Source organism: Alishewanella aestuarii B11 (genome assembly GCF_000280055.1).
Classification (GTDB): Bacteria; Pseudomonadota; Gammaproteobacteria; order Enterobacterales; family Alteromonadaceae; genus Alishewanella; species Alishewanella aestuarii.
In genome coordinates this window covers 52,036-73,379 of the sequence record NZ_ALAB01000041.1, presented here as the reverse complement: position 1 = coordinate 73,379, position 21,344 = coordinate 52,036, and the positions used below count along the sequence as shown (strand labels likewise).

Below are 21,344 nucleotides of genomic sequence, written 5' to 3'. Positions count from 1 at the left end.
TGTCGCACTTTGGCAAATAAAAACCCCGTCAAACAGCGCGGGGTTTTCACAACGACCTAGCATTTTAACGGGTATACTTTTCCAGCCACTGGAACACTTCGTTATACCAGCGCACCCGGTTATCCGGCTTTAAGATCCAGTGGTTCTCATCCGGGAAAATCACCAGGCGCGACTCAATACCCTTGCGCTGCAGGTTAGTAAAGGCGCCTAAGCCTTGCGCATAAGGTACCCGATAGTCTTTCAGGCCATGGATCACCAGCATCGGCGTTTGCCATTTATCAGCATGCGCCGCCGGGTTAAATTTCTGATAGTCTGACTCCGGGTTCCAGGCGGTGCCACCTAAATCAAACTCCGGGAACCAGAGCTCTTCGGTGCTGCCGTAGAAGCTTGGCATATCATATAAACCGGCATGGTTGACCAGACACTTAAAGCCATCCGGCCAGTTACCGGCGATCCAGTTCATCATAAAGCCGCCATAAGAGGCGCCGAGTGCACAGGCACGGTTGCCATCGATCCACGGATAAGCCTGCACCACATGCGCAAAGCCTTTTTGTAAATCAACCAGCGGCTTGCCACCCCAGTCACGGCTGATCGAGTCGGTAAAGGCCTGACCATAGCCGGTAGAGCCATGGAAATCGACCATCACCACCGCATAGCCTTTGGCGGCATAAAGCTGGGCATTCCAACGCTCGTTAAACATATTGCCAAAGCTACCCTGTGGGCCGCCATGCACTAAAAAGGCCATCGGGTATTTTTTGTTTGGCTCAAAGTTCCAGGGTTTAACCAGATAACCATAGACGGTCGCATCTTCCGCGCCTTTAAAGCTAAACTGCTCAAAGTCACCAAACTGAATGCCTTCAGCCCATTTGGCATTAACCTGAGTTAACTGCTGTGGCTGTGAACCATCCGCATTGGTCTGGAAAATTTCGGCTGGCATATTCAGCCGGTGATTGGTAAATACCAGCTTATCCGCCGCAACTTGCAGATTACCGGCATAGCCATCACCATACAGTTTAATCACATCGCCAAAACTGGTGTTAATGGCGTAGATGCTGTACTGCCCGACATCCTGAGTGGTGACATAGATGGTTCTGTTATCACGGCCAAAATAGAAATCAGAAATCGAGCGATCCCAGTTCGGCGCCACTTCTTTGCGCTCGCCGGTAATCAAATCCAGCAACATCAGGCCAAAACGATCTGCCTCAGCGCCCGGCTTTTGCATCGCCAGATAGGCCAGAAAACGGCCATCATTGGAGAACTTGGGTTTGGCATCCCAGGCCGGATTGTCGGCCGTCAGATTGACCTTCTCACCACCATTAATCGACACCTGAAACAAATCAAAGTTAGTGTGCCAGGCCTGATCAACCGCCGGGATCTTGGCACTGAACACCAGTTGCTGATTATCCGGCGTAAAGGCGACTTCACTGATGCCGGCGATATTGGTATTCCAGTCGGCCATCAGGTTTTTCGCATCGGTAACAGGGGCATCGCCGAGCACGGCCACGTGCAGATGTTCACGATACTGATCCAGCCAGTGATCCCAGTGCCGTACCATCAACTGGTCATAGGCCAGCGCAGTATCTTTGCGCTCCGCTTCTTTGGCTTTGGCATCCAGCGTACATTGCAGCGTCTGACAACCGGGTTTCACTGTTAAACTCAGCGCCAGGGTTTTGCCATCGCTGGCCAGTTTAAAGCCGTTAATTGGTAAGGGTAGCCGGGTCACCTGCCGGGCTTCACCGCCTTCCAGCGACAGTTGCCACAGCTGGGTGCTGCCAGTGCGATTAGCTAAAAAGAAAATACTCTTGCCATCCGGGTGCCACTGCACCGCTGTTTCGCGGCTGCTGTTTTCGGTTAAACGGCGAACTTGCCGATTTTCACCCAGTTGCATTAAATAGAGATCATGGCTGGTATCAGCCGGCGCAAAACCGCCGTTAGTCTGGCTATAAACCAGCGAACGGCCATCCGGCGACAAAGCCAGATTACCAACTTTATTATGTTGATTCAGATGTTCGACCGTCAGTGGTCCCTTGGCCAGCGCACCAGCACTAAAGAGTGCTAACGCCACTAAACTCTGATGTTTCATGGTTCCCCCAGTTAGTAAAAAGCCGCAGTCATCGCTGCGGCCTTGTTAGAATCAGGCTTTCAGTTTGGCATCCAGCTCAGCAATATTGGCTTTCCAAATTGCCGGCCCCTGCTTATGCACGTTATTACCGTTGCTGTCCACTGCTACAGTTACCGGCATATCTTCGACTTCAAACTCATAGATCGCTTCCATACCCAGATCGGCAAAGGCCACGACCCGGGCTTTCTTAATGGCTTTCGACACCAGATAAGCGGCGCCGCCCACGGCCATCAGATAAACAGCTTTATGCTGTTTGATACTCTCAACCGTTTGATCACCGCGCTCGGATTTACCAATCATGCCCAGCAGACCAGTTTGCGACAACATCATATCGGTAAACTTATCCATCCGGGTCGCGGTTGTCGGGCCGGCCGGGCCTACTACTTCATCACGTACGGCATCAACCGGGCCAACGTAATAGATAAATTTATTTTTCAGATCCACACCTTGTGGTAAACCTTCGCCTTTATTCAGCATATCGGCAATGCGTTTGTGTGCCGCATCACGGCCGGTTAACATCTTACCGCTTAACAGCACAGTTTCACCGGCTTGCCAGCTTTGTACATCCTCTGGCGTCACGGTATCCAGATTGACCCGGCGCACATTGCTACCAAGCTCCCAGGTCACCTGCGGCCAGTCTTCCAGTTTCGGCGGCGTAATATCGGCCGGGCCAGAACCATCTAAATGGAAATGCACATGGCGGGTGGCGGCACAGTTCGGGATCATCACCACCGGCAATGAGGCCGCATGGGTGGGTACTGATTTGATTTTGACATCTACGACCGTGGTTAAGCCACCCAAGCCCTGGGCGCCAATGCCCAGTTTGTTCACTTTTTCATACAACTCTAACCGCAGTTTTTCTTCCGCGTTTTGCGGCCCTCTGGCCAGCAACTCCTGAATATCCACCGGCTCCATCAGCGATTCTTTCGCCAGCACCGCGGCTTTTTCCGCCGTACCGCCAATACCGATGCCAAGCATGCCTGGCGGACACCAGCCAGCACCCATTTTGGGCAGGGTTTCCAGCACCCAATCGACAATAGAATCGGACGGATTCAGCATTGCCATCTTGGTTTTATTCTCTGAACCACCGCCTTTAGCGGCGATCATCACTTCGACATGATGACCAGGCACCAGATCGATATGCACTACCGCTGGCGTATTATCCTTGGTGTTTTTACGTAAACCGGCCGGATCGGCAACAATAGAGGCCCGCAGCGGGTTATCCGGATTCATATAAGCACGGCGGGTGCCTTCATCCACCATTTGCTGCACCGTCAGGTCTGTTTTATCCCATTTCACATCCATGCCAATCTTAACGAAGCAGGTAACAATGCCGGTATCCTGACAGATTGGACGATGGCCTTCGGCTGACATCCGCGAATTAATCAGAATTTGTGCAATGGCATCTTTCGCGGCCTGGTTTTGCTCTTTGTGATAAGCCACTTCCAGTGCCTGAATAAAATCCAGCGGGTGATAATAGGAGATGTACTGCAGCGCATCTTCGATGCTTTCAATAAAATCTTGTTGGCGAATAACCGTCATGCTTGCCCTTCCTCTGTCGCCCAAGCGGCGAGACATTTAACTATTAGTGTGGGTGCTGGTATGATAGCGCGCATCCCCAACAGCGGCTAGTCCAAATCATGCAGCAGTATCTGATATACGACGCCAAATCTGAACCCGAATTTTCTCTGCTGGAGATCTTTGCTCATTTTGCCAGCGAGCCCTGGTCAATGTTGCTCGATTCCGCGGATGCCAGTCACCCGAACAGCCGTTACCAGATTATGGTGGCACAGCCGGTGGCAACCCTGCATAGCCAGCACGGTAACACCATTCTGACCGACGAGCACGGCAGCCATCATTACACAACCGATCCGTTCAAGGTATTAGACTGTGCGCTAAAGCGTTACTTTGCGACGCCCTGTCACAGTGATCTGCCCTTTGTCGGTGGCGCCCTTGGTTATTTTGGTTATGATTTGGGCCGCTATCTGGAACGATTGCCGGAGCAGGCGCAGGCTGATTTACAGCTTCCGGATATGGCGCTGGGTCTGTATCAATGGGCGCTGATTTATGATCAACAACAGAAGCAGCTCTGGTACACCGACTACCGGCAGGATGCAGAACAACACTGGCATAAGTTGCAGCAAAGATTACGCACGCAACCGCCGCTAAGCAGCCCCTTTAGTTTGCAAAGTGACTGGCAAGCCAATATGACTCAGGCTGAGTATCAGCATAAATTCGCCCGGGTACAGCAAGAGTTAAGCAGCGGTAACTGCTATCAAATCAATCTGGCACAGCGCTTTAGCGCTGCCTATCAGGGCGACGAATGGCAGGCGTATCTAGAGCTACGGCAAAAAAATGCAGCGCCCTTTTCTGCCTTTATCCGCTTGCCAGCCGCTGCGGTGCTCAGTATCTCGCCGGAACGTTTTCTGCTGCTGCAGGATGGTCAGATTGAAACCAAACCAATAAAAGGTACCCGGCCGCGTGGGTTCTGTGCCCAAACCGACCAGATTGAAGCCGAAAATCTGCAAACCTCGACGAAAGATCGCGCCGAAAATGTGATGATTGTCGATTTGCTGCGCAACGATCTGGGTAAAGTATGTCAGCCGGGTTCGGTTGAGGTACCGGCCTTGTTTGCCATTGAAAGCTTTCCGGCCGTGCATCATCTGGTCAGTACCGTTACCGGTACCCTGGCAACACCGAATACCGCCTGTGATTTGCTGCGGGCAGCTTTTCCCGGCGGCTCTATTACCGGCGCTCCGAAAATCAGTGCCATGCAATTAATTGAACAGCTGGAACCCCACCGGCGCAGCGTCTATTGCGGCGCTATCGGCTATATCAGCAGTACCGGCCGCATGGATACCAATATCGCTATCCGCACTCTGGTTTGCGAACAGGGGCAGATCCATTGCTGGGCCGGTGGTGGTCTGGTGGCGGATTCGAAAGCTGACAGCGAATATCAGGAAACGCTGGATAAGGTGGCAAAAATTCTGCCGGTATTAACTGCGATACCGCGAGCTTAAAGGAATAAACAGCAGGTGCAAGCCGAACAATTTTTGAACCGCTACCTACTCAGACCATTGCCTGCAACCACGCCACAGCCGCTAGTTGCAGAGCTAAGGCGCAGCGCTGTGTTGGTACCGCTGCTGCACTACGCAGACGAGCTACACCTGCTGTTGACACGCCGCGCTCTGACACTGGCCCATCATCCGGGGCAAATCAGCTTCCCCGGTGGCATGCTGGAAACAGGTGAGACGGCTATTCAGGCGGCCTGCCGCGAAGCCGAAGAAGAGATAGGCTTGCCAGCAACAACTATCCGGGTACTGGGTGAGTTACAGCCACTGCAAACATTAACCGGCTTTCATATCAGTCCGGTGGTTGCCCTGGTAACGCCAGGTCAGGCCTATCGTTTGAATCAACAGGAAGTGAGTGAAGTCTTTGAAGTGCCGCTTAGCTTTTTTCTGAACCCTGCCAGTCAGCAGGGATGGCCAGTCTGGTGGCGCGGTAAACAGCAACACCTGACCGTAATACCTTATCAGGACAAGCTGATTTGGGGCGCCACAGCCGGCATTATTCAGCAATTATTAACCCAGATCCGCTGAGCGCAGCCTGCAATATGCGAATTTTGTAAAGAAAACTGCACTCTCGCGCGAAAAAAGACACTGAATAGAGCTGTTGCAGATACTGAACAGACCTCTGGCGCCCTGACAGCCATGGCATCTATCAGTTAGAATACCGACTATCAGGCTCCCTACTCTAACTATAATAAGTCGTATTTATGATCATTAGTGCATTTGATATGTTTAGCATCGGCATTGGCCCCTCCAGCTCCCATACGGTGGGCCCAATGCGTGCAGCAAAGAAATTTACTGAGCAGCTGCAACAACAGCAACTGTTAAGCCGTTGTGATAGCGTAAAAGTGGAATTATTCGGCTCGCTGGGCCAAACCGGTATTGGCCATGGCACTGGCAAGGCGGTGATCCTGGGGTTGTCTGGCTACTTGCCGGAAAGCGTCGACCCGGATGCAGTAGAAGGTATTCTGCGCCAGGTGCATGACAGCCAAAAGTTACAACTGGCACAGCAACACGCGGTGAATTTCCCACGCGACGGCGCCATTGTGTTCCACCGCCGTAAAACGCTGAAAGAGCACTCCAATGGCATGGAGCTGATTGCTTATGACAGCGAGAAAAATGTGCTGCTAAGCGAAGTCTACTTTTCCATTGGTGGCGGTTTTATCGTGAAAGCCGAAGATTTTGCCAAAGAAAAAGAAGCAGCCAGTCAGTTCGTCGCGGCTAACCCACCACCCTACCCATTTGAGTCAGGCGCAGAGTTATTAGCACTGTGTAAAGAGCATGGCCTGTCGATTTCGGGCTTGATGCATGAAAACGAACGCGTACTGCGTAGCAGTGCGCAAATTGAAAGTGAGCTGAATAATATCTGGCTGACCATGCGCGCCTGTATTGAACGCGGTATTCGCACCGAGGGTATTTTACCCGGTGGCTTAAAAGTGAAACGCCGCGCCCCCGCCTTACATAAAAAGCTGATGGCAGAGAAAAGTGCCGATCCACTGCAGGTAATGGACTGGGTCAATCTGTTTGCGCTGGCGGTAAACGAGGAAAACGCCGCCGGTGGTCGGGTCGTTACTGCACCGACTAACGGTGCTGCCGGTATTATTCCGGCGGTGTTAATGTACTACGACAAATTTATTCAGCCGGTCAGCCCGGAAATCGCCAGTCGCTATCTGTTAACCGCGGCCGCCATTGGTATTTTGTATAAGAAAAATGCCTCGATATCCGGCGCCGAAGTGGGCTGTCAGGGTGAAGTTGGCGTAGCCTGCTCAATGGCCGCAGCGGCACTAACCGAAATTCTAGGTGGCAGCCCGCAGCATGTTGAGAACGCGGCTGAGATCGGCATGGAGCATAATCTGGGCTTAACCTGTGATCCGGTTGGCGGTTTAGTGCAGGTGCCCTGTATTGAACGCAATGCCATGGGGTCAATTAAAGCCATTAACGCTTCGCGACTGGCGCTACGTGGCAGTGGCGATCACAAGGTATCGCTGGATAAGGTGATCAAAACCATGTGGGATACCGGTAAGGATATGCAGACCAAGTACAAAGAAACCTCACGCGGTGGTCTGGCGGTAAATATTATCGAGTGTTAAAGCGCTGTGGTGCTATTTGTGCCGGCTAGCCGGCCGGTGCCAGGCCATCTTCATCAGTAAGCGGAAAATCAACCAGTTCCGCTTGCTGATAATCCTGCAATAATTGTTCAGCCTGCTCCGCCTGCTCGTCGGCGACAAACACATTAGCAAAACCCAGCGCGGCCAAATCCCCTACCGCACCCTGCAAATAATGACCACCGACGTAGGTGTCAATCCCCTGGCTATTTAGCATCCCGGCGATAATATGGGCTTCCAATATATCGTTGGCACGAAAGATAATTTTCATAAACGCCCCTCTTTATGACAGCTTAGCTGAAAAACCAGTAAGCCACCAGTGCCGCCCCGCTGCAATAAAACAGCATCGGCCACAGCGTATAACGGATAATCTCCCCCTCGCGGCCATGTAAATTCACTACGCTGGCCGCTGCCACCACATTGACCACACAAATCATATTGCCGGCGTTGGCACCGAGCATTTGTAGCGCCAGTACCAGAGACTGCGGCAGTTCCGCCTGCAGCGCCATCTGCTGCTGAAAGCTGCCAAACATCAGGTTAGAGAAGGTAGCGGAGCCGGCAATAAAGGAGCCTAAGGCGCCAACAATGGCTGCAAAACCCAGCCAATAATCTGCCAGGTGTGCCGCCGCCAGTTCAGCCAGCGCCAGCGGCATCGCCGGTAAACCGGCGCTGTTAACATCGGAATGCAAGAAAATCCGCACCATCGGCACCGCCGCACCGAGCGCAATACAGGACGGTAACAGCATCTTACTACTCTGGGTTAACGCCTGCTGCAGCATACTGAACTTAGCCTTAAACAGCCACAGTGCCAGTAAGGCTGTGAGCAGGAATACCGTACCCGGTAAATACAGCGGCGCCACCGTAACACTGAGTTCAGAGCCTAAGATCTGCTGCCATTGCCAATTTAGCCCCTGCAGCATCGCTCGAAAGGGCAGCTCCGGCACCCGGGTTAACACCAATAATGTGGCCACCAGCGCATAGGGCAACCAGGCTTGCCAAAGCGGTATCTGGCTGCTGTGCGCTGTATTCTCAGGCGTGTTTTCTGCAGCAGGCAGACTGTTGTCGGCTGTCACAGGTTTTGGCACTAACCAGCCCCGACTTGCAGCCGTCGCGGTTAGCGCCAGCCCCAATAACGCACCCAGGACAGAGGGAAACTCCGGACCAAGCAACCAGGTCACCAGCCAGGCTGGTAAGGTAAAGGCAAAGCCAGCGAATAACGCAAAGGGCGTGGCAGCCAGGCCATAACGCCAGTTAGCCTGAGTACTAAAATAACGGCTGTATAGCAGCACCATCAGCAGAGGTAAAAAACTGGCGACAAAGATATCGATACTGATTGCCAGCAGTGCCGTTTGTTGCAGCTCTGCCGCGCTGATCCCAGGTACACCCTGTGCCAACCCGACCAGCACCGGCGTCCCAACGGCACCAAAGGACACTGCCGCCGAATCCGCGACCAGTGCCAGCACTACAGCCGAGAGCGGAGTAAAGCCCAGCGCCACCAACAAAGGCGCCACGATCGCCGCCGGGGTACCAAAACCGGCCGCGCCCTCCAGAAAGCCAACAAAGAGCCAACCGATAATCAACAGCTGGACTCTTTTGTCGGTAGAAAGCCGGGCAAAGCCTTGTTTAATTACCTCCATGGCGCCGGATAACAGCAAGACCTTTAACAGCACCAAAGCGCCGAAGATAATCCACAGAATAGTCGCAGCGATCACCAGGCCTTCCAGGGTGGCAGCCGTTAAGTGTAATAGCGGTACCTGCCATACCAACAGGGCTAATAACGCGGATAACAGTAAACTCAATGGCATCGCCTGCCGGGCCGGCAGGCGCAATAATACCAGGAGGATAAAAACGCTGAACAGCGGCATCGCCGCTGTCAGCAGTTGCAGCAAGGTCACTCAACCTCCGCTTATGCCAGTTGCAGATGTTATTTAGAGAAGCCCTGCTCGGAGGTCGCCGCTATGGCTTTCTTACCACGGAGCAGTCTTTTTACATCTTCCAGCATAACATAAAGTGCCGGGATCAAGACCAGGGTAATTACGGTTGCAAACAGGATACCGAATGCCAGCGACACTGCCATCGGGATCACGATTTGCGCTTGTAAACTGCGCTCCAGTACTATCGGTGCCAGACCTACAAAGGTAGTTAATGAAGTCAGTAAAATGGCCCTAAAGCGCTGCGTTCCTGCATCGACTACGGCTTGCTTAATCGCCACACCCTGTGCCCGGGCGCGGTTAACAAAGTCCACCATAATCAGACTGTCGTTTACCACCACCCCGGCCAGAGCCACTAAGCCAAACACCGACATAATGCTCATTGACAAGCCCAGCACCATATGGCCAATCACCGCACCAATCAGGCCAAAAGGAATCACGCTCATTATAATCAGCGGCTGAGTATAGGATTTTAATGGCACCGCCATTAACGCATAGATACAGAACATCGCAAACACAGCAGCCTTCATTAGATCGCGCTGGGCATCCATTTCATCCTGGCTGGCACCATCCAACTGGCCACTGACGCCGGGATATTTTTGCTCCAGTTCTTTTAGGATGCCGCGACGCACTTCAGACACCACCTTGCCAGGCTCCACCAGACTCTTATCTGCCGCAGCGGTAATGGTCACTGCCCGCTCACCATTGACCCGGTTAATGGCGCTAAAGCTTGGTTGCAAGGTATAGCTGGCCACCTGTGAGAACGGCACCTCACCACCATTGGCAGTACGGATCCGCATATTCTCCAAATCACCCAACGAACGGCGCTCCTCCCGCGGGTAGCGCACCATTACTTTTACTTCTTCACCGCCGCGTTGCACGCGCTGTGCTTCGGCACCATAAAAGCCATTTCTGACCTGCCGCGCCAAATCAGCCAGAGTCAAACCTAACAGATCGGCTTCCGGTTTTAACGCCAGCACAATTTCATCATTGCCCCCACGCAGGTTATCTTCAATATCAAATACGCCCTCATAACCCGCCAGCGCCGCCTTTAACTCTTCTGTTGCGGCTTGCAACTGCAGCAGATCACGGCCACGTAATTGCAGCGCGATATCTGCACCGCTACCCATGGTTGAATTATTGATACGGAAGGTTTTTAAACCCGGGATCTCCGGAATTTGCTCGCGCCATAAGCGGGCGATCTCGAAGGCGTCAATTTCGCGGCCTTCGCTTTTATCCAGTTCAATCACCAGCTGACCGGCCGTATCGCTGTTTAAAAACACCAGCCGGTGCTTCACGACCATGTCCTCACCTGAAGCCAGTAGCTGTTGATCAACCCGCATCAACGCGGCTTCGATTTCCTGGATCGCCAACACCGTCGACTCATTCGAGGCGCCTTCTTCCATCTGCACACTGGCCTGCATAAAGTCGCTTGGCACATTCGGGAAGAACACCCAACGCACAAAACCTGCTGACATCACGCCAAACATCACAATCAACATGGCAAAAAATACCGCCATGGTAACATAGCGAAACTCAATACATCTCTCGATAAAGGGCCGGTAACGGTTTTCAATAAAGCTAAACAGTACCCGCGAAACAGCGCCGCGCACCCGCTTAAGAGTATTACTGCCGAATCGTCCTAAGGCATAAACACCACGACGGTTTGGATCCCATGGTTTGGTATTCATATTGGCGATATGCGCCGGCAGGATCAATTTGGATTCAACAATAGAAAACGCCAGACAGAGCACTACTACCCAGGCAATCGAGCCCCAAATCGCGGATTGCGCCCCCCCAACCATTAGCATCGGCACAAAGGCGGCAATGGTGGTTAACACGCCGAAAGTCGCCGGCATTGCCACTTTTTTAGCACCAGCAATGACCGCATCCGTTGATTTACCGCGTTTTTCAATTTCACTATAGGCGCTTTCGCCGATAATAATGGCGTCATCGACCACTATCCCAAGTACCAGGATAAAGCCGAATAGGCTGATCATATTGATCGAGACATTAAAAAACGACAGCGGCAGCAACGCCAGGGCACCGAGAAAACAGATCGGGATACCCACCATCACCCAGAACGCCACCCGGAACTCCAGAAACAGCGTTAACGCCAGCAGTACCAGAATAACGCCATAAATCAGGTTACTGGTCATCAAGTCCAGACGGCCTTGCAGGTAATAGCTAGAGTCGCCCCAGTAATCGAGTGTAATGGTTGCCGGTAATTCCTGGCGTTTTTTCTCAATATAGCTTTTTACTGTGCCGGCAATGCGCAAGGTATCGTCTTCACCCACTGCATCAATCCGGATCGACACACTGTTCTGACCATTAAAGGTCGCCAGCCGCGCCCGCTCGATAAAGCCGTCGGTAACAGTCGCAATATCGCCCAGCAGCAAACGGGTGCCATCAGCATTGCGCACTAACGGGATACTGGCAAAATCATCTTCATAATAAGCCTGGCCCTTGGTTCGCAGCAAAATATTGCCGCTTTCCGAGCGGATAGCGCCACCGGGTAAATCGACTGAACTGCCGCGTACGGCACTGACGACCTGCTCAAAAGTCAGGCCATACTCACGCAGCCGGTGTTCCGGGATTTCAATTGAGATTTCGTAATTGCGCGCGGCTACCACATCAACCTTACTGACACCCGGCAGCTTTTTAATTTCATCCCGAATACTTTTTGCCAGTTCTTTTAATGTGGCCTCAGTGGCTTCACCATAAAGAGATAGCCACATCACATTACTCTGAAAGCGCACCCGGTATACCACAGGCCGTTCAGTTTGCTCGGGTAAGGTAGAGATGGAGTTAACCTGGGTTTTAATCTCTTCCATCACTTCGCTGATATTGTAGCCGGATGTGATTTCAACATTGACCGTTGCCAGCCCTTCTACCGCAGTTGAGCGCACCCGCTTAATGCCGTTAACACTGCGAATACTTTCTTCAATTTTATCAATAACTCCGGATTCTACTTCCTGTGGTGCAGCCCCCAGATAGGGCACCCGTATCGTCACCACCTCGGTTTCAATTTCCGGGAAAGTTTGCTTTTTAATGGTTAAGACTGAGCCCAAACCCGCCAACAGCAGCACGATCATTAACAGATTGGCCGCCACGCTATTGCGAGCGAACCAGGCGATGATACCTTTATTAGTATCCATACTTATTGTGCCTCCTGCTGCACTGCAGAGGCATTTGCGACCGTCTCAGCTAATGCTTGCTGTTCGGTCAGCCGTACCTGGGTCCCGGCCAGCGGGTTGGTAACAGGTGAAACGACCAGCCGATCAGCCGCTTCAAAGCCACTGCCGATATAAGCAAAGTCAGCATCGGCGCGGCTAAGTTGCACCTGGCGAAATTGCAGTTGTTGCTCGGCATCAACCACCAATAACTGATTGCCTGGGCGTAACAGATGCCTCGGTACCTTGGTCACCTGAGTCGCTGCGATACCGCTGATTTGAGCCTGCACAAAACGGCCAAACTGCAGCGGTACGCCAGTGCCTTCGCGCTGATAGGGATCCTGGATTTCCGCCACGGCATAAATTACCCGGCTACGTTCATCCAACACCCCCTCAGTGCGAACTATATTGGCCTGCCATTGCAAAGACTGGCCAGCTATCGTCGCGCTTAACACTACCGGCACCTGCTGCACCTGTCCCTGTTGCTGTGGTAAGAATCCAAAATCGGTATCGGATAAGGCCAAGCGTACCTCCGCGACCTCAGTACCGAGGATGCTGCCAAGCTGGCTACCGCGGCTGATAAACTGGCCCAGATTGGCCATCCGGCTACGTACCATCCCGTCGTAGGGTGCACGAATTTCGGTACGCGCCAAGTCTCGCTGCGCCCGCTCCAGCTCGGCTTCTTTTGACTGCACGTTGGCGAGTGCGCTGGCCAGCTGTGGCTGACGTAAACCCAGAGCCGGAGCTTTACCTTCGGTAAAAGAACGCCATTCGGTTTCCGCTACCCGCGCCCGCGCCCGCTCTTCTTCCAGTTGGGCTTTTGCGCCGGCCAGTGCCGCTTCTGCCGCTTTCACCGCGGTCAGATAATCTGCCGGTTCAACCTGAACTAATAAATCGCCTTTTTTAAAGAAACCGCCGGCAACAAAATTCTCGGCTACCCGGATAATCCGGCCGTTGACTTCTGACATCAGCGTGGTTTCTAACTTGGGTGACACTGTGCCTTGCGAGGCAATACGGTAGGTAAGGTCCTGAGGTGCCAATTCAATGGTATTGACCAGTAACGGCAGTCGCTGCTCAACGACTTTCGCCGGGGGCTTTCGCATTGCACCTAAACCTATAGCTAATCCCACCGCACTGATCAGAATAATGATCGGTAATCCAACTTTGATAAATTTTGTTGCCATGAACTTGATGTCCCGCTAATTATAGTTTTACTGCTACCAATTTTACCTGCTACGAAAAATGCTGCAGTAGCATGAATGTTAATTTTTATTTCAATTCAATCATAAATATCCGGCCTTCAAGGCTTCTATTACGCTAATAACTTACTGGCAGATTTTACAAAGCCCGCCATTATTAGCCTGGCAAAGATTTATTGACTAATCAGAGACTAAAACAACGCAGCCGATAGAGTTAACAGAAATATATTTTGTTACAAAGTTACCTGCTATGCACTGCAAACGAATGCGTAAATTTTGACCATTGGCAAAAAGTCCACTTTAGGTTAGTTTTAACAGGTAGCCGGTGCGTTACCGGTTACGCCAAAGCAACAGGAGTGAGCAATGAGCATCAGTAAGCAGTATTTAAAGACCAAACCCGCTTGCAAAGTGACCTTTAAACTGACTGCCGACAGGCTACCAGCCGCGACACAGGTTGCTTTACTGGGGGAATTTAACGATTGGGATCCGGCAGCCTTGCCGATGAAGAAAAGCAAAAGTGGCGAATTCAGTGCCACTGTAACCTTGCCGGTTAATAGTGAGTATCAATTCCGCTATCTGGTTGATGGTGACACCTGGCTTAACGACGAGGACGCCGATGCCTATCTGCCATCGCGGGTATCATACGACGAGAACTCGGTGATCCGGCTCTGAAAAAAGGGGCCAGGCCCCTTTCTCCATTCAGCTTAAGCGCAGCGCCTTAACACTTTTCCAGTACTAAGCAGCCCACCGAATAGCCGGCACCAAAGGAGCAAAGAATCGCTTTGTCGCCACTTTGTAGCCCCTGCTGGTATTTATGAAACGCAATAATCGAGCCTGCCGACGCCGTATTAGCATAGGTATCCAGCACCAGCGGTGCCTCTTCCGGCAACGGATCGCGGCCGAGAATCTTTTTGGCCGCAAAGATATTCATATTGATATTGGCCTGATGCAGCCATAACCGTTTTAAATCGTCGGCAGTAACCTGTTGTGCCGCCATTTCGTCAAGAATCACCTCAGCTACTATCGGCAACAGCTCTTTAAACACTTTACGCCCCTGCTGTTTAAAAAACGGGGCCTTCGGGTCCTGCTCACTAAAGCAATGCTCGGTATAGCCAATATCGCAGCGGATATTATTGGAGAAGGTGGTTTTTAGACGCATACCCAGAATGCGAAATGCCTGGCTACTGGTACAGCTGGACTCGGCTTCAATAATGGTTGCGGTACAGACATCACCAAAAATAAAGTGACTGTCGCGGCTGCGGTAATCCACCTGCGGTGAGGCAAATTCCGGGTTGACCACCAGCACCACTTTGGCACTGCCGCCACGGATAGCATTAACCGCATTGCTGATCGCGAAGGTCGCCGAAGAGCACGCTACGTTCATATCAAAGGCATAGCCGCCGGCACCTAACGCCTGCTGCAGCTCCACTGATAACGCCGGATAAGGCCGCTGCATATTCGAAGCAGCACAGATAATTAAATCAATATCGGCAGCGGTTTTATTTGCTTGCGCTAAGGCTTGAGTCGCCGCCTGCACCGCCATTTCGACCATTTCTGGCAGTTCATCTTCGCCGCGCTTACGAAACACCGGATGCATTACCTTGGGGTCAAGAATGCCATCCTTATACAGTACGTGCCGGGCTTTAATACCGGAGGCTTTTTCGATAAATTCGCTGCTGGAATACTCCAGTGCCGCCAGTTCACCAGCAGCAATCTGTGCCGCATGCTCGGTATTAAACTGATCAACGTATTGATTAAAACTTACGACCAGCTCGTCATTGCTAATAATGTGTTGTGGGGTAAATAACCCTGAGCCGCTAATCACCACCTGCTGCATACTTTCACCTTGTCTGCGCCGTTATTTATCTACTATCAGTTTCACGCTGGCCGCTAGCGTCGCGCGGCGTGAACCTTTTGCACTTTTGGCACTCAGTATAACTGAAATGCTGGTCAGAAGTGATCCTTTCAAGACACCGCGTTTTAACTGGCGAAAATTCCCGCAGTTGGCCTCAGTTTTACTGTACTGCGTTCAGGCTTAAGGTACACTTTAGGTTGGTTTACCGATACCGCTGCCTGCAGAATGCGTGGTATTGGCTGCATCTTAACAGGATTTTAATGCGCTATTTGTTACTCACCTTGCTACTGCTAAGCCCTGCTGTGCTGGCGCAAACCACCTTGCGCCTGACAGGTCTGTCAGGCGAATTGGAGGATAACGTTAAGTTATTCCTCGACCGCTACGCAGCAGGTGAAATTTCGACCTCGCTGCGCTTTCAAGCCCGGCTGGAGCAAGATATTGCGCAAGCGATGCAGGCGCTGGGCTATTACCATAGCGAGATTACCATTACGCTGCAAAGCACGCGCAACAATGGCAGCCGCTTATTAATTCAGGTCACACCCGGCGAGCCCATTCGGATTACCGAAACCGATATTCAATTGCTCGGCGATGCGGCCACGGATCCCGAGTTTCAGAATTTATTACGCCAGGCACCACAGGTCGGTCAGGTGGTGCACCATGGTCGTTATGACAGTTTCAAAAGTGCCCTGAATAGTCTGGCGCAGCGTCGCGGCTATTTTGACGCCCGTTTTAGCCTGCAGCGGCTGGAAGTCGCGCCCTCCCGCCGTCAGGCTTTTGTGCGCTTACATTTTGACAGCGGCCAGCGTTACCGTTTTGGCGAAGTGCGCTTTAGTGGCTCACAAATTGCCCCTGAGCGCCTGAGCTCACTGGTACCTTTTCAGCCTGACGCCCCCTATCTGGCAACCCAGCTGGGTGAGCTGAATCAGGCCTTAGCCAATACCAACTGGTTTTCGTCTATTCTGGTTACGGCCAGTACTGAGGCCATCGACCAGCGGCTGCTACCGATCGATGTTGAACTGGCGCCACGCAAACGCAACAGTATCGAAACCGGTATTGGTTACTCCGACGATGTCGGCGCCCGGCTTAAGCTAAACTGGTTAAAGCCCTGGTTAAATGATCGCGGCCACAGCCTGAACAGCAAACTGGCGTTGTCGCGGGCGGAGCAAAGTATTGAGGCCGCTTACCGGCTGCCGCTGGAAAGCGTTGCTACTGACTTTTGGCAATTGCAGTACGGCTTACGTAACCGTGATTATCAGGACACCCGCTCTATTGAATCGAATCTGGCATTGGAGCGGCACTGGCTGCTGCGCAATGACTGGTATCGTACCGCCAGTATCCGCTGGCTCTATGAGGACTATACGCAGGCGGATCAGAAAGATAACAGCAGTTTAATTATGCCGGGGATCAGCTTTTCCCGCAGCCGGCAAACCGGCAGTGGCATGCCGACCCGGGCGGATCGTCTGCTACTGGGGATCGAAGTGTCCGATCAGAGCTGGGGCTCTGCCGCCAGCTTTGTCCGCTTACGCGGTCGCGCTGGTTATATCGACAGCTTTGGTGACCGGCATCGTCTGGTCAGCCGGTTAGATGGTGGTGCAGTGCTGATGGAAGCGGTTGATAATTTACCGCCGTCACTGCGCTTTTTTGCCGGCGGCGATAATAATCTGCGCGGCTATGCCTACGAGTCCGTTTCCCCCCGCAACCAGGACGGCGAATTGATTGGTGGCCGCTATATGGCAACCGCCTCGCTGGAATATCAATATCGGGTAACTGGTAATTGGTGGCTGGCAACCTTTGCTGACTATGGCAGTGCCTGGACCAAGACACCGGATTGGAAAAAAGGCGTGGGCTTTGGCGTACGCTGGGGCTCACCTATAGGTGCCGTGCGGATCGATTTTGCCTGGGGTTTGGATGCAGAAGGCAAGCCCTTTCAGCTGCATTTTTCTTTGGGGCCTGAGCTATGAAGCGCCTGCTAACCTGGCTTGACCGCGGCATTTTCTGGCCGCTCTGGGCATTGTTACTATTACTGTGCTGGTTGCTGTTCAGCCAGTCCGGCTTACGATTTAGCCTGTACCTGACAGAGAAGGCCGTGCCAGAACTTAAGGTTGCCGAGGCTTCCGGCAGCTGGCTTGGCGGCGTAACCCTCCATCAGCTAAGTTATCAAAGCCCTGAGCTGGAGCTCAGGCTGGAGCAGCTACAACTGCGGCTACAAAAACGCTGCCTGATCCAGTTCCGGCTCTGTATTCCCGAGCTGGCGCTAAACGGCGTCACCCTTACCAGCAAGCCCTCTGAGCAGGTATCGGCACAGGCGGCAACTGCGGCGGCTGAAGCCGCACTTGACAGCCAAACCGAACCGACAACGCGTTCGGAGGCGAATGCGCCACGACGGCTGGCCGGCCTGGCGTTTCCGATCCCGTTAAAAATTGACCGGCTGCTGATTGAACGGCTACAACTTAACTTGCCAGAGCAGCAACTGGCCTGGCAGCATTTTAGCATTGGCCTGAACGCCTGGGGTAACCGGCTACAGTTACAGCAAGGACGACTGGACGGTTTGGCTATCACACTTGCAGAAAGTAGCGGTGACGCCGAACCGCTGAGCGCCTATCCGGTACCAGAGCTTAGCCCCTTTAGCTTACCGTTATCGATTTTTATTGATGATTTTCAGCTTAGTCATAGCGAGCTGCAGCAAGGCGAACAGCACTTTAGCTTGCCGCTGCTGACCTTTAGTGCCCAACTAACGCCACGGCAAGTGCGCCTGCTTGATTTACAGCTGACGCATCCACAGCTACAAGCTCAGCTTAGTGCCAATCTTGATTTAGCAACAGGCTTCCCATTGTCGGCGCAGTTCGATGCCCTGCTGCAAGACACCGCCCTGGCCGGGCAGCGTTTGCAGGGACAACTGCGCGGCTCGCTGGCAGAACTGATTGCTGAGATTAATGCTAGCGGACCACTTAACCTGGCGTTACAAGGACGGCTGGCCTTGCTCAGCGCCGACTTACCGCTGCAACTGACATTGCAAGCCCGGGAATTACACTGGCCACTTGAGCAACCGGGCTATCAGCTGTCCGCTCTGGCGCTAGAGCTCGACGGCAATCTGACCGAGCTGCAATTAAGCCTTGCCACAGAGTTACAAGCCACGGGGCTCCCCGATGCAGGACTGCGTCTGGACGCCAGCTGGTTTAACTGGCAACAACGCGCTGCTATCCGCGAGCTGCAGCTCACCACCCTTGACGGCCAGGTGCAGGCCAAAGGCGAGCTTAACTTAGAGCCGGCACTTAACTGGCAACTACAACTGGCGATGGACGGTATTAAACCCGGTGCCTTCTGGCCAGATTATCAGGGGCAATTAAGTGGTCAGTTGCAAATGGCGGGCAAACTGGACCCGAACAGCGGTTTAGCGCTGCAACTGCCGCAGCTGGCGATGCAAGGCGAACTGCGACAACTGCCACTGCTGCTGGCAGGCTCTTTGAGCCTGAGTAGCAATGCAGATTTTAGCGACTGGCAGTTTAACAGCCCGGATCTGCTGTTAAGCCATGGCCAAAACCAGTTACGGCTCTATGGCCAATTGCAGCAAGACTGGCAGTTGCAGGCTGAAATGTCAGTGCCGGATGCGGCCTTATCTTACCCAGAGCTGCGCGGCGCACTGCAAGGCAGTATTGCCGTGACAGGCCCGATGCTGACGCCAAAAGTCACACTGGAGCTAAGCGCTGAGCGACTGGCATATCAGGATGCCCGGCTGCGTCAGGCATCACTTATCGCCACTACTGATTTGGCAGATAAATTGCGCACCAGCCTGACGCTGCAGCTGTCGCAAGCGCGCTGGCAACAGCAGCGCTTACAAGAATTACAGCTAAGCTTAGAAGGTGATGAAGATGCCCATCAGCTAAAGGCACAGCTTAAAGCCGAAGGGCTGGCGGTTAAGCTGCAGGCGGCTGGCTCGCTAAGCCAACGTCAGCTCTGGCAGGGGCAGCTAACCGAGTTTTTACTGGCCAGCCAGTTAGGTGACTGGCAACTCGCCGAGCCACTCGCTATTAAGGCTGACCTGCCGGCGCAACAACTGATGCTGGCGGCACATTGCTGGGCGCAGTTGGATGCCAGACTCTGCCTGAGCGAAGCGGCCACGCTATCAGCTACGCAGGTGCAGGCGAAACTGGCGCTCAGCGATTACCCGCTGGAAAATCTGAATAGCCTGTTACCGCTGCAAAGCAGCATTAATGGTGAGCTTGCCGCCCAGCTCGATATCAATTGGCAGCAGGGGCAGGCGCCGCAACTGACTTTTGGTTTACAAAGTGTCAGTGGCCAGTTGCTACAACAATTTGACGTGCCAGTGACCCTGCCCTGGCGCGATCTGGAACTGAGCGCCGAAATGGCCGCACACCAGTTACGCAGTAAGCTGACGTTACAATTAGCTGATAGCGGCCAATTGACAGCGCAAGCCCTAGTTACGGAATTGGATCAAGCAGAAAAGCCCCTGCGCGCCGAACTTGCACTCACCAGTTTGACTCTGGATTTTTTAAAGCCGTTACTTGACGAATACAGTGAACTGGCCGGTACCCTGTCCAGCCAGTTAAGTCTGGATGGCAGCCTGGATAACCCGCAGCTGCGTGGTGAGCTGCGACTGGATGGCCTAAAAGTAAGGGGCAAGCTGGCGCCAACTGATATCGAACAGGCGGACTTAGTGATCAGCTTTCGTGGTGAACGCGCTGAGTTAAACGGTCTGGTGCGGACGCCCGAGGGCAAAATTGACCTGGCAGGCTTTGCCGATTGGCGTGATCTCGATGCTTGGCAGGCAAACCTCGGGATCAGCGGCGATCCACTACGACTGCAGATCCCGCAAGCAGAGCTGTTCGTGCAGCCTAATCTGTTGATAAACGCTGAACCTGGTCGCAGTCGACTCACCGGTACCTTACAGATCCCGCGCGCCAATATCAGTGTCAATACCTTACCGCAAAATGCCATTGGCTTATCCAGCGATCATGTGCTGCTGGACCGGCGCCTGCAACCGATCACTGAAGAGCAAAGTAGTCAATTTACATTGGAAACCGATATCCGCGTGCGCTTAGGGCAACAAGTCAGGCTGGAGGCCTTTGGCTTAAAAAGCCGCTTAGCGGGTGAGTTACGGGTGCAGCAACAGCAGTTTAACCCCAGTGTGCGCGGGGAAGTCTCACTGGTTGATGGTACCTTCCGTGCTTACGGCCAGGATCTGCTAATCCGTCAGGGCAAACTGACCTTTAATGGCCCGGCCGATCAGCCGTTTCTAAACGTGGAAGCCATCCGCAATCCGGCCAATATGGAAGATGATGTGATTGCCGGCATTCGGGTAACAGGCCCGGCCGATGAACCCATAGTCACCATTTTCTCGGAACCCGCCAAACCCCAGGCCAATGCTTTGTCATATCTGATTATGGGCAAGGATTTGGACAGCGAATCAGGCTTTAATGCTAACAGTGTTACCACCAGTCTGATTGGTATGAGTATTTCCTCCAGCGGCAAGCTGGTTGGCGAAATCGGTGAAGCCTTTGGCGTCAGTGATTTAATGCTGGATACCGAAGGTGCCGGCGATAATTCGCAGGTGACGGTAAGTGGCTATTTAACCCGGGATCTGCAGCTAAAATACGGCATTGGTATCTTTCAGCCAATTGGTCAGTTTACGCTGCGTTACCGCCTGCTGCGTAATCTGTATCTGGAAGCGGTATCGGGCCTGGATAATGCGGTCGACTTGTTATACAAGTTTGAGTTTGACTAAGCCAACAATATGCCCCGGAGCGCCATCCCCAAAGCGCTATATGGTGCGACAATTTGTCACAGTGCCAAGTCCTTAGTACGCGGCTAAACTAAGGTCGTGTACTGAGAGGTCAATCTGGCTCAGTCGCGCACTGTACATTTGCTTTACG

13 protein-coding genes are annotated in these 21,344 nt (G+C 52.9%); 6 read left to right on the top strand and 7 right to left on the bottom strand.

All coding sequences use genetic code 11. From position 1 onward, the window contains the following. Positions 1 to 64: 64 nt before the first annotated feature. Complete coding sequence (locus AEST_RS15755) at positions 65 to 2,083, bottom strand: S9 family peptidase (protein ID WP_008610239.1); 2,019 nt, start codon at positions 2,081 to 2,083, stop codon at positions 65 to 67. A 51-nt stretch (positions 2,084 to 2,134) separates the two neighbouring features. Then, positions 2,135 to 3,664 (bottom strand): fumarate hydratase, encoded by a 1,530-nt coding sequence (locus AEST_RS15750; protein ID WP_008610238.1) that lies wholly within the window; start codon positions 3,662 to 3,664, stop codon positions 2,135 to 2,137. Positions 3,665 to 3,762: 98 nt separating this feature from the next. On the opposite strand from AEST_RS15750, the gene pabB reads away from it, so the two are divergent. The 3 genes from pabB (at position 3,763) to AEST_RS15735 (ending at position 7,280) form a co-directional block, all read left to right on the top strand. Further along, positions 3,763 to 5,142: an aminodeoxychorismate synthase component I gene (gene pabB / locus AEST_RS15745; RefSeq protein ID WP_008610237.1), complete on the top strand. Its 1,380-nt coding sequence runs from the start codon at positions 3,763 to 3,765 to the stop codon at positions 5,140 to 5,142. 15 nt (positions 5,143 to 5,157) lie between these two features. Beyond that, positions 5,158 to 5,721 carry a CoA pyrophosphatase gene (locus AEST_RS15740; RefSeq protein ID WP_008610236.1) on the top strand — a complete coding sequence of 188 codons (564 nt, stop codon included), beginning with the start codon at positions 5,158 to 5,160 and terminating at the stop codon, positions 5,719 to 5,721. 179 nt (positions 5,722 to 5,900) lie between these two features. Further along, a complete protein-coding gene (locus tag AEST_RS15735) occupies positions 5,901 to 7,280 on the top strand; it encodes an L-serine ammonia-lyase (RefSeq protein WP_039925683.1) in 1,380 nt (459 codons plus the stop codon). Between the two features lie 25 nt (positions 7,281 to 7,305). Here AEST_RS15735 and AEST_RS15730 read toward each other — a convergent pair whose 3' ends face one another. Genes AEST_RS15730 through AEST_RS15715 form a run of 4 tightly spaced genes read right to left on the bottom strand, consistent with a single transcriptional unit; the run spans position 7,306 to position 13,583 of the window. Continuing rightward, positions 7,306 to 7,566 carry a putative signal transducing protein gene (locus AEST_RS15730; protein ID WP_008610232.1) on the bottom strand — a complete coding sequence of 87 codons (261 nt, stop codon included), beginning with the start codon at positions 7,564 to 7,566 and terminating at the stop codon, positions 7,306 to 7,308. Between the two features lie 22 nt (positions 7,567 to 7,588). Continuing rightward, positions 7,589 to 9,190, bottom strand: a complete 1,602-nt coding sequence (locus AEST_RS15725) for an L-lactate permease (protein ID WP_008610231.1) — start codon at positions 9,188 to 9,190, stop codon at positions 7,589 to 7,591. Positions 9,191 to 9,219: 29 nt separating this feature from the next. After that, positions 9,220 to 12,384, bottom strand: coding sequence for an efflux RND transporter permease subunit (locus tag AEST_RS15720; RefSeq protein ID WP_008610230.1), 3,165 nt, complete (start codon positions 12,382 to 12,384; stop codon positions 9,220 to 9,222). A gap of 2 nt (positions 12,385 to 12,386) precedes the next feature. Continuing rightward, positions 12,387 to 13,583, bottom strand: a complete 1,197-nt coding sequence (locus AEST_RS15715; RefSeq protein WP_008610229.1) for an efflux RND transporter periplasmic adaptor subunit — start codon at positions 13,581 to 13,583, stop codon at positions 12,387 to 12,389. Positions 13,584 to 13,961: 378 nt separating this feature from the next. On the opposite strand from AEST_RS15715, the gene AEST_RS15710 reads away from it, so the two are divergent. Continuing rightward, complete coding sequence (locus tag AEST_RS15710; protein WP_008610228.1) at positions 13,962 to 14,270, top strand: isoamylase early set domain-containing protein; 309 nt, start codon at positions 13,962 to 13,964, stop codon at positions 14,268 to 14,270. 46 nt (positions 14,271 to 14,316) lie between these two features. Here AEST_RS15710 and AEST_RS15705 read toward each other — a convergent pair whose 3' ends face one another. After that, complete coding sequence (locus AEST_RS15705) at positions 14,317 to 15,435, bottom strand: beta-ketoacyl-ACP synthase III (protein WP_008610227.1); 1,119 nt, start codon at positions 15,433 to 15,435, stop codon at positions 14,317 to 14,319. A gap of 278 nt (positions 15,436 to 15,713) precedes the next feature. Here AEST_RS15705 and tamA point away from each other — a divergent pair, with 278 nt between their 5' ends. Next, a complete protein-coding gene (gene tamA, locus AEST_RS15700) occupies positions 15,714 to 17,414 on the top strand; it encodes an autotransporter assembly complex protein TamA (protein ID WP_008610226.1) in 1,701 nt (566 codons plus the stop codon). Then, positions 17,411 to 21,196 (top strand): autotransporter assembly complex protein TamB, encoded by a 3,786-nt coding sequence (gene tamB / locus AEST_RS15695; RefSeq protein ID WP_008610223.1) that lies wholly within the window; start codon positions 17,411 to 17,413, stop codon positions 21,194 to 21,196. The genes tamA and tamB overlap by 4 nt, the downstream gene beginning before the upstream one ends. Positions 21,197 to 21,344: the final 148 nt, after the last annotated feature.